Annotated in this window: 10 protein-coding genes and 2 tRNA genes; 2 read left to right on the top strand and 10 right to left on the bottom strand. The window is 67.8% G+C overall.

The window, feature by feature from the left end:
* Positions 1-28: 28 nt before the first annotated feature.
* The gene (gene rpsB, locus I6N91_RS09465) at positions 29-946 is read right to left on the bottom strand and encodes a 30S ribosomal protein S2 (protein WP_198812326.1); all 918 of its coding nucleotides are present in this window, start codon (positions 944-946) and stop codon (positions 29-31) included.
* Between the two features lie 1,154 nt (positions 947-2,100).
* Between rpsB and I6N91_RS09460 the strand changes: the two genes are divergently transcribed.
* The gene (locus I6N91_RS09460) at positions 2,101-2,628 is read left to right on the top strand and encodes a M23 family metallopeptidase (RefSeq protein ID WP_198812325.1); all 528 of its coding nucleotides are present in this window, start codon (positions 2,101-2,103) and stop codon (positions 2,626-2,628) included.
* 66 nt (positions 2,629-2,694) lie between these two features.
* Here I6N91_RS09460 and I6N91_RS09455 read toward each other — a convergent pair whose 3' ends face one another.
* From I6N91_RS09455 to I6N91_RS09430, 6 genes are all read right to left on the bottom strand, one after another.
* Positions 2,695-3,885 (bottom strand): acyl-CoA dehydrogenase family protein, encoded by a 1,191-nt coding sequence (locus tag I6N91_RS09455; protein WP_198812324.1) that lies wholly within the window; start codon positions 3,883-3,885, stop codon positions 2,695-2,697.
* A gap of 236 nt (positions 3,886-4,121) precedes the next feature.
* Positions 4,122-4,195: transfer RNA gene (locus I6N91_RS09450), tRNA-Ile, on the bottom strand.
* A 162-nt stretch (positions 4,196-4,357) separates the two neighbouring features.
* Entirely contained in the window at positions 4,358-5,557 is a 1,200-nt protein-coding gene (locus I6N91_RS09445; RefSeq protein WP_198812323.1) for a glycosyltransferase, read from the bottom strand.
* A gap of 49 nt (positions 5,558-5,606) precedes the next feature.
* On the bottom strand, positions 5,607-6,482 hold the full coding sequence (locus tag I6N91_RS09440; RefSeq protein ID WP_198812322.1) for a DMT family transporter: 876 nt from the start codon (positions 6,480-6,482) through the stop codon (positions 5,607-5,609).
* Positions 6,483-6,554: 72 nt separating this feature from the next.
* Positions 6,555-7,208 carry a CDP-alcohol phosphatidyltransferase family protein gene (locus I6N91_RS09435; RefSeq protein ID WP_198812321.1) on the bottom strand — a complete coding sequence of 218 codons (654 nt, stop codon included), beginning with the start codon at positions 7,206-7,208 and terminating at the stop codon, positions 6,555-6,557.
* A 45-nt stretch (positions 7,209-7,253) separates the two neighbouring features.
* Positions 7,254-8,069, bottom strand: coding sequence for a phage holin family protein (locus I6N91_RS09430; RefSeq protein ID WP_198812320.1), 816 nt, complete (start codon positions 8,067-8,069; stop codon positions 7,254-7,256).
* A 397-nt stretch (positions 8,070-8,466) separates the two neighbouring features.
* Between I6N91_RS09430 and I6N91_RS09425 the strand changes: the two genes are divergently transcribed.
* On the top strand, positions 8,467-9,690 hold the full coding sequence (locus tag I6N91_RS09425) for a multidrug effflux MFS transporter (protein ID WP_198812319.1): 1,224 nt from the start codon (positions 8,467-8,469) through the stop codon (positions 9,688-9,690).
* A 64-nt stretch (positions 9,691-9,754) separates the two neighbouring features.
* Here I6N91_RS09425 and I6N91_RS09420 read toward each other — a convergent pair whose 3' ends face one another.
* The 3 genes from I6N91_RS09420 to dnaG all read right to left on the bottom strand — a co-directional run bounded on the left by I6N91_RS09420 (position 9,755) and on the right by dnaG (position 13,554).
* Entirely contained in the window at positions 9,755-11,242 is a 1,488-nt protein-coding gene (locus I6N91_RS09420) for an SDR family oxidoreductase (protein WP_198812318.1), read from the bottom strand.
* A gap of 171 nt (positions 11,243-11,413) precedes the next feature.
* Positions 11,414-11,486, bottom strand: a tRNA-Asn gene (locus I6N91_RS09415).
* 55 nt (positions 11,487-11,541) lie between these two features.
* A complete protein-coding gene (gene dnaG / locus I6N91_RS09410; protein ID WP_198812317.1) occupies positions 11,542-13,554 on the bottom strand; it encodes a DNA primase in 2,013 nt (670 codons plus the stop codon).
* Positions 13,555-13,620: the final 66 nt, after the last annotated feature.

Genomic DNA, 13,620 nt, shown 5'->3' with positions numbered 1-13,620 from the left:
AATCACCCACACCCCTTACGCAAGAGAACTACTTGGTGTCGGCTGCGGCGTCCTCGGCGGGAGCTGCTTCAGCGGCAGGAGCTTCGGCGGCGGGAGCTGCTTCAGCGGCGGGAGCCTCGGCGGCGGGAGCTGCTTCAGCGGCGGGAGCCTCGGCGGCGGGAGCCTCGGCGTTGGCCTCGGCGGCGCCCAGCAGTTCACGCTCCCACTCGGCGAGGGGCTCTTCGGCTGCAGCGGCATCGGTGCCGTTGGCGCGGTTGTTGCGGGCGATGAGGCCCTCGGCAACGGCGTCGGCGACAACGCGGGTCAGCAGGTTCACGGCGCGGATGGCGTCGTCGTTGCCCGGGATCGGGAAGTCGACCTCGTCCGGGTCGCAGTTGGTGTCGAGGATCGCAACGACGGGGATGTTGAGCTTCTTGGCCTCGTCAATGGCGAGGTGCTCCTTCTTGGTGTCGACAACCCAGATGACCGAGGGGGCCTTCGTCAGGTTGCGGATACCGCCGAGGTTGCTCTGAAGCTTGGTGAGCTCACGCTTCAGAAGGAGGAGTTCCTTCTTGGTGTGGCCCGAGCCGGCGACGTCCTCGAAGTCGATCTCTTCGAGTTCCTTCATGCGCTCGATGCGCTTGGAAACCGTCTGGAAGTTGGTGAGCATGCCGCCGAGCCAACGCTGGTTGACGTAGGGCTGGCCGACGCGGGTGGCCTGGTCGGCGATCGCTTCCTGGGCCTGCTTCTTGGTACCGACGAACAGGACGGTTCCGCCGTGGGCGACAGTGGCCTTGACGAACTCGTAGGCGCGGTCGATGTAGGACAGCGACTGCTGCAGGTCGATGATGTAGATGCCGTTGCGCTCGGTGAAAATGAAGCGCTTCATCTTCGGGTTCCAGCGACGGGTCTGGTGGCCGAAGTGGACGCCGCTGTCGAGCAGCTGGCGCATGGTTACTACTGGCATGGGATGCCTTTCGTTTCAGCAGGGCGTGCGCGCGACACGGCGCTTCCGCTGCTTTGTTGACGGTTATTAGCGTTCCGCCCGGGATGGGCGTTCCTCCTGGTGCCTGGTCGTTGGAAAACCCACTCCCCCAACCGGATCGCTCCGGACCGCTGGGATAGTGCCCCGCACGTCGTCGAGACGAAGGCGGGTCGCAGGCACGCGTAGTCAGCCGGCACATTTCCTGCGCGGTTTGGTGGTGTTCCAGGACGCGGGGAAAACGGCAGACTGCTCCGTCAAGTGTACTACAGCGGTGTTATGCCTCCGGACGACCCGGGAGGTGCATAGCAGTCGGCCGCACCAGGACGAACCGTCAAGCGACGAACGCGCCCGAAAACGACGATCGCGCCCGGAATACCTGCCCCTTTTGTCGCTTTCGGGTGCGCCGGTCGCTTCCGCGGACGCTGGTCGGGGCCACAGCCGCCGGAGGCGTCCTGCGCCGCGGCCGGCCGCCGGGCCTGGAAACGACGAGAGCCGACCTAGGAGCGACGAGCGGGCCCGAATGCGACGAGCGGACCCGGAATATCAGCCGCTCCGGTCGCTTTCGGGTGCGCCGGTCGCTTTCGCGGACGCTGGCCGGGACCATAGCCGCCTGAGGCGTCCCGCGCCGCGGCCGGCCACCGGGCCTGGAAACGACGCGAGCGGACCTAGGAGCGACGAGCGGACCACGAACGACACACGCGCCCGAAAACGACGAGCGGACCCGGAATATCAGCCGCTCCGGTCGCTTTCGGGCGCGCCGGTCGCTTTCGGATGCCGACGGGCCGGACGGGAGCCACGACGACATGCCTGCCTGGTCTTCGGATCCCATTTCCACATACCAGCCGCGGACGATCACACCCCCATTGAAGGAGCGCATCGTTGAAGGCATGACCCCTGCATCTGCGGTCCGCTTGCGATGGTGCCAAACTCACCGGAGGGACGCCATGCGACAGGAGGACCCCGATCCCCATGTCCGGCCGATGCATGCCGCCCCGGGTAGGTCATGGCTATCCCGGAAGGACCTCCGACGGGGCCCGTGCGGTACCGCAAAGTGGTGGCCGCATAGGCGCTTCACGAACGCCCTGATCGCAGTGGTGCTGTCGGTTTCGGCGGGGCCTGCAGGATCGACTGAACCGATGGCGCTGCCCGCACCGGGAGACGCTGCCGGGCTGGTGCAGAGCCTCAGCCCGGGAGGTTTTGCCCTCACGGACTTCCTGCAGGGCGCACCGACGGGTAACTACGTGCCGCCGTGGTCCTGGCCGCTGCCACCCGTCCCTGCCGTCACCCGCCACTTCATTCCGCCGCCCGAGCCTTGGCAGGTGGGCCACCGCGGGGTGGATCTTGCGGTCCACCCGGGGAACGACGTGCTCAGTCCGGCCGATGGAGTTGTCACCTTCGTGGGGATGGTCGCAGGGCGGCCGGTGCTCAGCATCGGTCACGGCGGAGGCCTCGTGAGCAGCTTCGAGCCGGTGAAGAGCACCCTCACCAAGGGCGCTCGAGTGGTGAGGGGCCAAACTGTGGGCACTCCGGCGGGGCCGCCGCACTGTCCCTTCGCCTGCATCCACTGGGGCGTCCGCCGTGACGGGAAGTACGTCAATCCGCTCAACTACGTCACCGATCGCCGCCCTTCGGTCCTGCTTCCCCTCCCGGAGGGGCTGCGATGACCCGGAAACGCGGAAGACCCCCGGAATCTGCCCGATTTCGGGGGTCTTCGCGCGGCCTGCCGGCTGCTACACGAACGCGGCGATGCCGGTGATGGCACGCCCCGCCACCAGCGTGTTGATCTCCTGCGTTCCTTCGTAGGAGTAGATCGCCTCGGCGTCCGAGAAGATTTTCGCCATTTCGTAGTCGGTGACGATGCCGTTGCCCCCAAGGATGTTCCGCCCTGCCGCGACGCTTTCGCGCATGCGCGCCGTCGTGAACGCCTTGGCCAGCGCGGAGTGCTCGTCCTTGGCCTGGCCGAGGTCCTCGAGCTGTGAGAGCCGGACCATCATGCCCATCGAGCTCATGGCGTTGCCCAGGATCTGCACCAGCTGCTGCTGCACCAGCTGGAAGGACGCGAGCGGGCGGCCGAACTGCTGGCGTTCCACCGCGTACCGGCGTGCCACATCGAAGGCCGCCATCTGCTGACCGACGGCTTGCCAGCCGACCGACAGCCTCGTCACCTTCAGCACCTTGTTCGTGTCGCGGAAGCTGTTGGCCCCCTTGAGGTGGAAGTCATCCGAAACCACAACGTTGTCCAGGACAATATCGGCGTTCTCCACCGACCGCAGTGCGATCTTGTTCTCGATCCTCGTGGCCGAGTAGCCGGGGAGGGTTGTGTCGACCAGAAAGCCCTTGACCTGGTTGTCCTCGACGTCGCGGGCGTAGATGACGACCCAATCGGAGAAGGTGGCGTTGCCGATCCAGCGCTTGGCACCGTTGAGGATCCAGTTTCCACCGTCGCGGCGGGCCGTGGTCCGGGTCCCGCCGGCGACGTCGGAGCCGCCCAGGGGTTCGGTCAGCCCGAACGCCCCGATCTTGCGGAAGGAGTAGATGTCCGGCAGCCACTCCTCCTGCTGCTCCTTGGAAGCCAGCGCTTCGATGGAGCCGGTGAACAGTCCGTCGTGGACGCCCATGAATGTCGCGATGGAGGTGTCGGCGCGGGTGAATTCCGAGTGCACAATGCCCGCGAAAAGGTTCGAGTAGCCCTGGCGGCGGATGGGGCTGACGACGTCGAGCTCGGCAAGCTTGGGGATGATGCTCTTGGGGAACACGCCCTCATTCCACCAGCCGACGGCGTTCGGGCGGACTTCGGCGTCCAGCCACGTACGGATCTCGGCCAGCCGCGAGCGCTCCTTATCGCTCAGCAGGGCTTCGAATGCGAGGAAATCGCCGTCGGCATAGGGCAGGTTATTTAGGTCGATCTGGAGCTTGCTCATGAGGGTTCCTTCGTCCCGATCCTCAACGATCAGGAATGTCGGCCGGCCGGTGCTGGTGGCGCGCGGGGCGCCGTCCCCCAAGGTTACCCGTCGGTAACATAGTGCGCCAGTAGGGGCCCGTGAAAGGCGCGCCGCGGGTGTCAAAGAGGTGGCAAAGAGAACGCAGGCGACCGGCGGACAGGGGGACGGCGAACAAAAAGATCCCCGGAACCTTGTGGTTCCGAGGATCTTCCATGTAGGGCTGCTGGGGCTTGAACCCAGGACAAACGGATTATGAGTCCGCTGCTCTAACCAGCTGAGCTACAGCCCCGCGTGCCGGGCGGCGACGGCCGCGCCGGCGGCACGGTTTATTGTATCCGCTCGGCCGGAGCCGCCCGCCGCCCGAAACGGCACGGGAAGCCGGTCCTGCGGAGGCCACGGGCCGGGCCCGCCCCGGTGCGCGGGGAGGAGCCGGCCGGGGCGTAAACCGGAACTACGCGAGTTCGACCTCCACGCTGAGCCCGTAGTAGAGCCGTTCGAAGGTTTCGAGGGTGGCGTCGATGCTGTGCTTCTCGACGAGGGAACGGCTCGCCTTGCCCATCCGCTCCTGGTCGGCGTCCGGCAGGGTGACGAGTTCGGTGATGCGGCGGCCCAGCTCGTCGCTGTCGTGCGGCGTGAAGAGGTAGCCGTTCTCGCCGTCGGCCACGAGGTGCGGCAGGGCCATCGCATTGGCCAGCAGCACCGGGGTCGACGCCGACATCGCCTCAAGCGTCACCAGCGACTGCAGTTCCGCGGTGCCGGGCTGGCAGAAGATGTCGGCCCGAAGGTAGGCGAGGCGCAGTTCCTCGTCACTGACCAGGCCAAGGAACTTCACGCGGTTCCCGATTCCGAGGCGTTCGGCCTGGGCCTGCAGGGCCCGCTTGACCTCACCGCCGCCGATCACCTCGAGGTGGACATCCAGCTCGGCGGGGGTTTTCGCCACGGCGTCGATCAGCACGTCGACGTGCTTCTCTTCGGCCAGGCGCCCGACGAAGAGCACCGTCGGGTGCTTTCGCGGGGGCAGCTGCTCGCCGGGGCGCGGCTCGTACGCCGCGGCGTCGATGCCATTGGAGATCGGCAGTACCCGGCGCAGGAACGCGTGATCGTGCATCGCCTTGGCCGCCAGCGGGGTGGGCGTGGTGACGGCGTCGGCCTTGCCCATCACCCTTCCCATGTCGCGCCAGGAGTTCTTGGCGACGATGCGCTTGAACCACTCGGGGAAGGGCAGGAACGGGTTGAGGTTCTCCGGCATGAAGTGGTTCGTGGCGATCACCCGGATGCCGCGCTTCACCGCTTCGTAGAGGGTGTACTCCCCCACCATGTAGTGGCACTGGACGTGCACGACGTCGGGCTGGACACGGTCGAAGAGCATGCTGATATCGCGCTTGATCTCCCATGGCAGGCAGATGCGCCAGTAATCGTGGGTGGGCACGCTGTGCGAACGGAGCCGGTGGACCGTCCATGCCCCGGCTGGCTCCTCGGTGTAGCTCCGGCCGTTGGCCGGGTTGGGCGCCAGGACGTGCACGTTGTGGCCGCGGGCGGCCATCCCCTTGGCCAGGCGGTACCCGAACTGGGCGGCGCCGTTGATATTGGGAGGGTAGGTATCTGCGGCAATCAGGACGGTCAGTGGCTTGGTACCAGCCGGATAACTCACTTTGGATCCCCTACGTAGGTGTATCGGTAGCGGCAGAGCGCCGTCGTCGTCAGCGCCGCCGCCTTACGACATCAGGATGATGGCGCGACAACGCAACCACTCCAACGATAGCAATCAATGCGGCCCCGGCCATTCCAATCGCCGTGACGGTGGGAACCTCTGGCTTCAGTTCGCCCAGAATGGTGATACCGACGGCGATTCCCACGATCGGGTCGATCACCGTGAGCCCGGCGATCACGAGGTCCGGCGGGCCCGTGGCGTAGGCGCTCTGCACGAACCACGACCCGAGCAGGGCGGCGGCGACCAGCGCGACGACGGTGTACCAAGGGACGTTGAGCAGGAACCGCCCGTTGGGGTCAAGCAGGTGCGTCGCGACGATCTTCGTCAGCACCGCCACGAACCCGAAGAGCACTCCGGCGCCGAGGATGTAGGCGAAGGCGTTGAGCCGCCGGCGCGCCGCCAGGCCCAGGGAGCCAAAGACGGCGACGGCGAGGGTGAGCAGCAGCACCGCCGACAGTTCCTGGTTCACGCCCACGCGGTGCTCCGCCCGGGTGACGTTCACCGCGAGCAGGACGAACAGGGCGCTGCCGGTGACGCAGGCGGTGATGGCGGCCACGGTGGGCCGGTTGAGCCGGATCCCCTGGTCCTTGGAGTTGATGATGGTCGTGATCACCAGGGCGATGGCGCCGATGGGTTGGACGACGGTGAGGGTTGCCATGGCCAGGGCGACGACGTTCATCCCCATCCCGGCCACCAGCAGGGCGAGCCCGAAAACCCAGCGGGGGTTGCGCAGCAGGCGCAGGACGGCGGCGGAGCCAAGTGCGAGGCCTCCCGTGTTCGCGCGCACCGCGCTACCCTGCCGCTGGGCGCCGAGGGCAAGGCAGGCAGCCCCCACCAGGGCGAGGAGGATCGCGAGAAGCGTCATGGGCGCACCGGCTGCCGCCGCTGCCCGTACCCTCCGCCTGGCCCCCGTCCCCGTGAGGTCCGCCGCGGCGGATCAGCCCTCACGTGCCGTCTCTGCCGCCGGCTGGGTCAGCGGCCGGCCCGCCGCGCGCTCGGCACGGTGGAGGCGGTGGGCCGCGGTGAAGTACCCGTAGAAGGCGATCAGGTGGCCCACGCAGCCGGCGATCAGGAGCGCGTGGGCGACCGCCAGGAGCAATGGATCGTCATACCCGGGCACCCGGTGAAGGAGCAGCAGCGGTGAACCGAGCAGCAGCAGGGCCGTGCGGATCTTCCCCACGATGCTGACGCGCAGGCGCAGCCGGCTGCCGAAGAGGATCAGGGCGTTGGTGATGAGGATGGCGTCGGGGATCACAATCGACCAGACGAGCCAGGCCGGTGCCACCCCGTCAACGACGAAGGTGATGGCGACGATGATTAGGGCCGTGCGGTCGGCGACCGGGTCGAGCCACTGACCGACGGAGGACACCTGGTTGAAGCGCCGCGCAAGGTAGCCGTCAACCCAGTCGGTCGACCCGATGAGCACCAGGGTGACCACAGCAGGGCCGTACTGGTTGGTGACGATGAACCAGACGAACAACGGCACCCCAAGGAACCGGACCAGGGTGACGGCGTTTGGCAGGGTCCACGCGGTGGCCAGCACGGGGCCTTCTCCGCCGGGACGCGTGCCGGCGCCGATAAGTCGAATCACTAAGTGCCTCCACTGCCATTATGCAGGCAGATCCGGCGCAATCCGCTATTTGGCAGCCAGACGGCGGACCATCACGGCCAGGGCCACGAGGGAAGCGCCGAGGACGCTCAGCGGCTGCCAGCGGTCCTTGAGTTCGATCGTGTGCGGAACGGGCTTCTCGACGGCGGTCGCGGCGACGGGGGTACCCTTCCGCTCGGCGCGCTCCACGCGGGTCTGCGCGGCGCGTGCTTTGACCTTCTCGCGGTTCTCGGCGAAGCGGCTCTTGACGTCGAGGCGGTTCCCCAGCGAATCGCGGGCCTCGGCGATGTGGATCCGGCGCTCCCCGGAGCGTCCGCGCAGTTCCTGGTACGAGGGCGTGGGCTCCTTGGGCTTGCGCTCCTTGGCCTTCTCGGCCTCCTCCTGCTCGTCCTTCGGCTTCTTGACATCGAGCGTCGCGGGGTCGAAGCTGCGGCCCTCACGCAGGACGCCGATGTCGTACCGTACGCCGCGGATCGCGTCCTCGGGCAGCAGCGGAAGGGCCTTCTTGAAGCGCGAGACACCGATCAGGCCGATGATTGCCGCGAGGACGAGGAACAGGGCGGCGACCAGCAGGGCGGCGAGCCAGGCCGGCATGATCGTGGCGAGGCCCATGATGCCCGCGACGAGCAGGGAGATCGCGAAGGCGACGAGGAACACCACAGCGACGGCGAGGAACGCGGCCGCGACCCCGGCCTTGATTCCCTTTTGCTTCATCTGCTCCAGGGCCAGCGAGTATTCGTCGCTGAGCTGGCGCGGGGTGAGCCGCGCGAAGAGCCGAAGTATGCCAAAGAGGGAAAGCGAGCCGGTTGACCGCTTGCCGCGTGTACTAGCCGAGCTGCTCATACGCCCTGCCTCCATTCGTGATCCTGCTGCCTGAGAGATACTGACCCTAAAATTACCACCGGTGGGAGGAGGGGCAGCCGTAAATTGTTTCCTCTGCGTACTTGCGGACGGGTCCAGCTCCGGCTGGACCCGTCCGCCGCCCGCATTCCCAACACACTACGTCAGTGGGAAGCCTGCTTAGCACCCATTTCCCCGGGAGACGTTCTAAGATATCCAAGACACTGGTTCGCCCCAGCAACTAAATGGCGGGCCTGTCGCGGCCTCGACCCTTCGGCCCACGTCATGAAACGGCGCAGCGCGGCGCCTCCCTACCGTTTCAATCCCCCGGTGGAATAGCGTTGCTGACGACCGGGGCTGCCCGAGCCACCCCGAACCACCACGTCCCGATAGGTAGCCCTTGACCACCCCGATCTCCCCCGGCGACAGCCTCTCCCGCAGGGAGAAACTTATTTACGTTGGCATTCTCGGTGCCCTGACGGCGCTGGGCCCCTTCACCATCGACCTCTACCTTCCGGCCTTCCCCGCGCTGCAGCGTGACTTCAACGTCACGGAAGCCGCGGTCCAGCTGACCCTCACCGGCACGATCATCGGCCTTGCCGTGGGCCAGCTCATCGTGGGCCCGCTCAGCGACAAGGTCGGCCGGCGGGTGCCGCTGATCCTGGCCACCTCGCTCCATGTCGGAGCCTCGATCGGCGTAGCCCTGTCCATGGACATCAGCATGCTCATGTTTTTCCGCGTCCTGCAGGGCGTGGGTGCCGCGGGCGGCGGCGTCGTCGCCCTGGCCACGGTGCGCGACCTGTTCAGCGGTTACGCACTGGTGCGGATGTTTTCCTACCTGGCGCTCGTCAACGGCATGGCCCCGATCTTTGCCCCGGTGATCGGGTCGCAGCTGCTGGTGGTGGTGGACTGGCCTGGGATCTTCTGGTTCCTGGCCGCCTACGGGATCCTGGTCATCATTGCGGTGTCGGTCTTCATCATCGAGACGCTTCCGCGGGAGCGACGGAGAAGCTCGGGCTCAACCGCGCTCCAGCGCTACCGCGCCGTGCTCACGGACCGGATCTTCCTCGGGGTGCTTCTGGTCGGCGGGATGAACTTCTCGGGCCTGTTCTCCTACCTGTCGGCATCGCCGTTCCTCTTCCAGACCCTCTACGGGCTCAGTGAGCAGCAGTACGGCCTGCTGTTCGGGATCAACTCCCTCGGCATCGTCGCCGGCGTGCAGATCAGCTCCCGGGTGCTGCGGAGGTTCGGGCCGCAGTGGGTGATTGCCGCAGCCACCGTCGTCATGCTGGTCATGTCGCTGCTGATCGTGGCGTTCGACCAGCTGGGGCTGGGGCTGTGGGGCACCGCCGTCCCCCTGTGGTTCTACATCATGGCCGCCGGCTTCGTCTTCCCCTGCGTGCAGGTGCTTGCCCTGTTCAATCACGGCGCGCAGGCCGGTACCGCCGCCTCGATCCTCGGGGCCGTGACCTTCGGCCTGGCCGGTGCCGTTTCGCCGATCGTGGGCGTGCTGGGCATCGACAGCGCCACCCCCATGGCGGTGGTGATGGCCGCCTGCATCGCCCTGGCTATCGTGGCCCTCTGGACGATCGTGCGGCCACGGAGCGTGCCCGCACTGGCCTAGCCGCCGGGCGCAGGTCCCCCGGCACCACGGCGGCCGGCGGACCGGGAGAGCCGGCGGGGTACGCTCAGCCCGCCGTCTGGGCGGCCTGGGCCTCGGCGGCCCGGGCGATATTGCGCGCCATCGGCTTGAAGATGAAGTTGTGGAAGGGCAGCACCGCGAGCCAGTAGAGGCGTCCTGAAAGGCCACGGGGGAAGAACACGGCACGCTGGCGGTAGGTGCTCCCGGTGCCATCCGGTTCGACGCTCAGTTCAAGCCAGGCCCGGCCGGGAACCTTCATCTCCGCCCGCAGGCGGAGCCGCTCCCCCCTGACCAGCTCCTCGACGCGCCAGAAGTCGAGCGCTTCACCGGTGAGGAGCTCGTCGGCGTCCCGTCGGCCGCGGCGCAGGCCGACGCCGCCGACCAGCTTGTCCATCCACCCGCGGGCGGCCCAGGCGACGGGCCAGGAGTACCAGCCGTTCTCGCCGCCAATGCCTTCGACAACGTTCCACAGCGCTGAGGCCGGGGCCGAGGAGCGGTAGGTCTGCAAATCGGTGAAGACGGTGTGGCCGGCCCACTGCGGGTCCGACGGCAGCGGGTCCGCCACGGCGTCGGAACTCGAGGCCCCCGCCCAGCTCGTTTCGACCTCGCCGCCGCGCATCTTGCCGAGCGCCAGGTCAACGGCCGTGCGGTAGCCGGTCAGCCCGCCGGCGGGGAGGGGGATGAACTCGTCGATGTCGTGTTCGGCGGTGATGGCATCGTGCTGGAGCGACTCGATGAGCGGCATGGCCATGACCCGCGGAATGGGAGTGACGAGGTTCACCCAGTGCCCGGCCAGCCGCGGGGTCAGCACGGGCAGGGCCAGGATCGTCCGGCGTGGCAGGCCCGCCGCCTCGGCATACTGGTTCATCATCTCGGCGTAAGTCAGCACCTCCCGTGAACCGATGTCGAAGGTCCGGTTCAGGCCCGCGGGCAGGCCAAGGGCACCGATGAGGTACTGGATGACGTCGCGGACGGCGATGGGTTCGATCCGGTTCAGCACCCACTTGGGTGCGGGCATCACGGGCAGGACGTCGGCGAGGTGGCGGATCATTTCGAAGGACGCGGATCCCGAACCGATGACGACGCCGGCCTGGAAGGCGATGGTCGGGGTGCCCGACTCGAGCAGGATGCGCCCGACCTCAGTGCGCGAACGCATGTGGGTCGACAGGGCGACACCGTCGGGGTGGAGCCCCCCGAGGTAGATGATGCGCCCCACCCCGGCGGCCGTCGCAGCGGAAGCCACAGTGGCGGCGATCGACGATTCACGGCGTTCGAACCCGCGGCCCGAGCCCATCGAGTGAACCAGGTAGTAGAGGGCCTCGACGCCTCCACAGGCGGCCTCCATGGTCTCAGGATCCTGGAGGTCGCCCTGGACGATCTCGACGCGCTCGGCCCAGGGGACGTCCTTGAGCTTTTCGGGCGTGCGCACCACCACCCGGACGGTGTGGCCTTCGTTCAGGAGGCGTGAGACGAGCCGTCCGCCGATGTAGCCGGTGGCGCCCGTGACCAGGATGACACTGCCGTGGGAGTTCATGGCTCAACCCTACGCCCGGAGGACCCACCATCAGCAGGGCCCCGGTGCCGCGGGAGCCGCCTTGCCGGGAGCCTCGCTGCAGTAACCCGGCACCCGCGGGGTTCGAGTCGAAGAAGTCCAGGCCCAAAAAGAAAGGGCCGTTGACGGAAAAACCGTCAACGGCCCTGATTGCTCCTCCGACTGGACTTGAACCAGTAACCCTTCGATTAACAGTCGAATGCTCTGCCAATTGAGCTACGGAGGAAAGCGGCAGATACAACTTTACATACGAAACCGGGTGAAGTGAAATTGGCGCCGGATCAGTCCGGCCGGAGCTGCCGGCGCTGCATCTCGAGGTCCATCAGCTCACGCTGCAGCTGGTTGTAGAGGACCGGATCGGCGGCCGGATCCATGCGCTGAAGCTGCCCCAGTTTCTCGGCCTTCTGCTGGGTGATCCGCAGCTCGGTCAACCGGTTCAGGATGTCCCGGCAGTACACGGCCATGGCGTCGGCGTCCTTCGCCGGCAGCGGGCGCACGGCGAGCTCGCTCACCAGCGGCCGCAGGACGTCGGGCACCTCCCGGCGCACCCGTTCGACCCACTGCGCGGCATCGGTCCCGGCGGCTCCCGCGGCGAGCACGGCGGTGCGCAGTGCGGCGTAGACGGGCACCGAGAACGGGGCGTCGCCGAACCGCTCCCACTGGGTGGCATCGAGCAGTCCCGGCTGCTGCAGCACCACCTCGAGGGCTTCACGCTCCATCCGCGCCATCGGATCGCGCGGATCCGGCCGGGTGAACTGAGGCTGGTTAAGGGCACCCTCGGCGGCAGCACCGTCCTGACCGGCCGCCGGGGACCCCATTTGTGCGTCCCCGGCCGGGGAGGCTGGCCGGTCGCCGCCGGAGGGCCCGCCGTACCCGGCACGACCGGAGTCTGAGCGCCCGGAACCGGCGCCCGTCGAAGTTCCTGCGGTCGCCGATGGGGCCGCACCCTCACGGCGCGCGGCGGCCGTGACGGCCCGCGCCACCTGGTCCTCCCCCACGAACTGCATACCCAGCCAGCGCGAAAGCTCCCGCGTGTAGGTGGAGCGCAGGGACACGTCGCGGATGCGCGCCACGATGGGGGCGGCATGGCGCAGCGCCTTGACCTGGCCCTCGCCGGTGGACAGGTCGAAGTTCGCGAACGAGGCCTTGATGGCGAATTCGAAAAGGGGCCGGCGGTCGGCGATGAGGCTCCGCACCGCCTCGTCGCCGCGGGTCTGGCGCAGGTCGCACGGATCGGCACCCGAGGGCTCCACGGCCACATACGTCTGGGCGATGAAGCGCTGGTCCTCCTCGAAGGCCCTCAGGGCGGCCTTCTGCCCGGCCGCATCACCGTCGAAGGTGAAGACGACCTCTCCCCCGGTGCCGTCGTCGGAGAGCAGCCGCCGGGCGATCTTGATGTGGTCCGCCCCGAAGGCCGTACCGCAGGTCGCGACGGCGGTGCCGACGCCGGCGAGGTGGCACGCCATCACGTCGGTGTAGCCCTCGACGACCACCAGCTGGCGGGTCTTGGCGATGTCCTTCTTGGCGAGGTCGATGCCGTACAGGACCGATGACTTCTTGTAGAGCGAGGTCTCCGGGGTGTTCAGGTACTTCGGCCCCTGATCCTCCTCGTACAGCTTCCGGGCCCCGAATCCCACCGTGTCGCCGGTGATGTCGCGGATGGGCCAGATCAGCCGGCCGCGGAAGCGGTCGTAGAGGCGCGAGGCGTTCGTCGAGGAGACGCTGAACATGCCGGTGAGCTTGAGTTCGTCGTGCGTGAAGCCCCGCCCGGTGAGGTGGTTCAGCAGCCCGTCCCAGCCCTGCGGGGCATAGCCCACCCCGAAGTGTGCGGCGGCCTCACGGTCGAAGCCGCGCTCCTGGAGGAACTGCCGTCCGGCGGCCGCCCCGGGCGTCAGCAGCTGGTCGCGGTAGAACTCGGCGGCGATCTTGTGGGCGTCCAGAAGGCGCTGGCGCCGGCCGACATCCTCCCGGCGCGGGCCGGTGCCCCCGTCCTCGTAGTGGAGCTCGAGGCCCAGGCGCGCTGCGAGTTTCTCCACCGTCTCGGTGAAGGAGGTGTGGTCGAGCTTCTGGAGGAAGGAGATGACGTCGCCGCCCTCGCCGCAGCCGAAGCAGTGGTAGGAGCCCAGCTGGGGACGCACGTGGAAGGACGGCGACCGTTCGTCGTGGAAGGGACACAGCCCCTTGTAGGAGCCCACACCCGCAGACTTGAGGGTGACGTAGCCGTCGACGATCTCCTTGATGTCGGTGCGCTGGCGTACCTCATCGATGTCTTCGCGCTTGATGAGTCCGGCCATGACAACAGTTTAGGCCCCGCCACTGACACCTTCGGTGGCGGCGCCCCGGCGGCCCCGCTGCGCCGC

This window comes from Arthrobacter sp. MSA 4-2 (genome assembly GCF_016405885.1).
Lineage (GTDB): Bacteria > Actinomycetota > Actinomycetes > Actinomycetales > Micrococcaceae > Arthrobacter_D.
The sequence above is the reverse complement of the archived record's forward strand: the minus strand, read 5'-3'. Positions and strand labels throughout refer to the sequence as shown.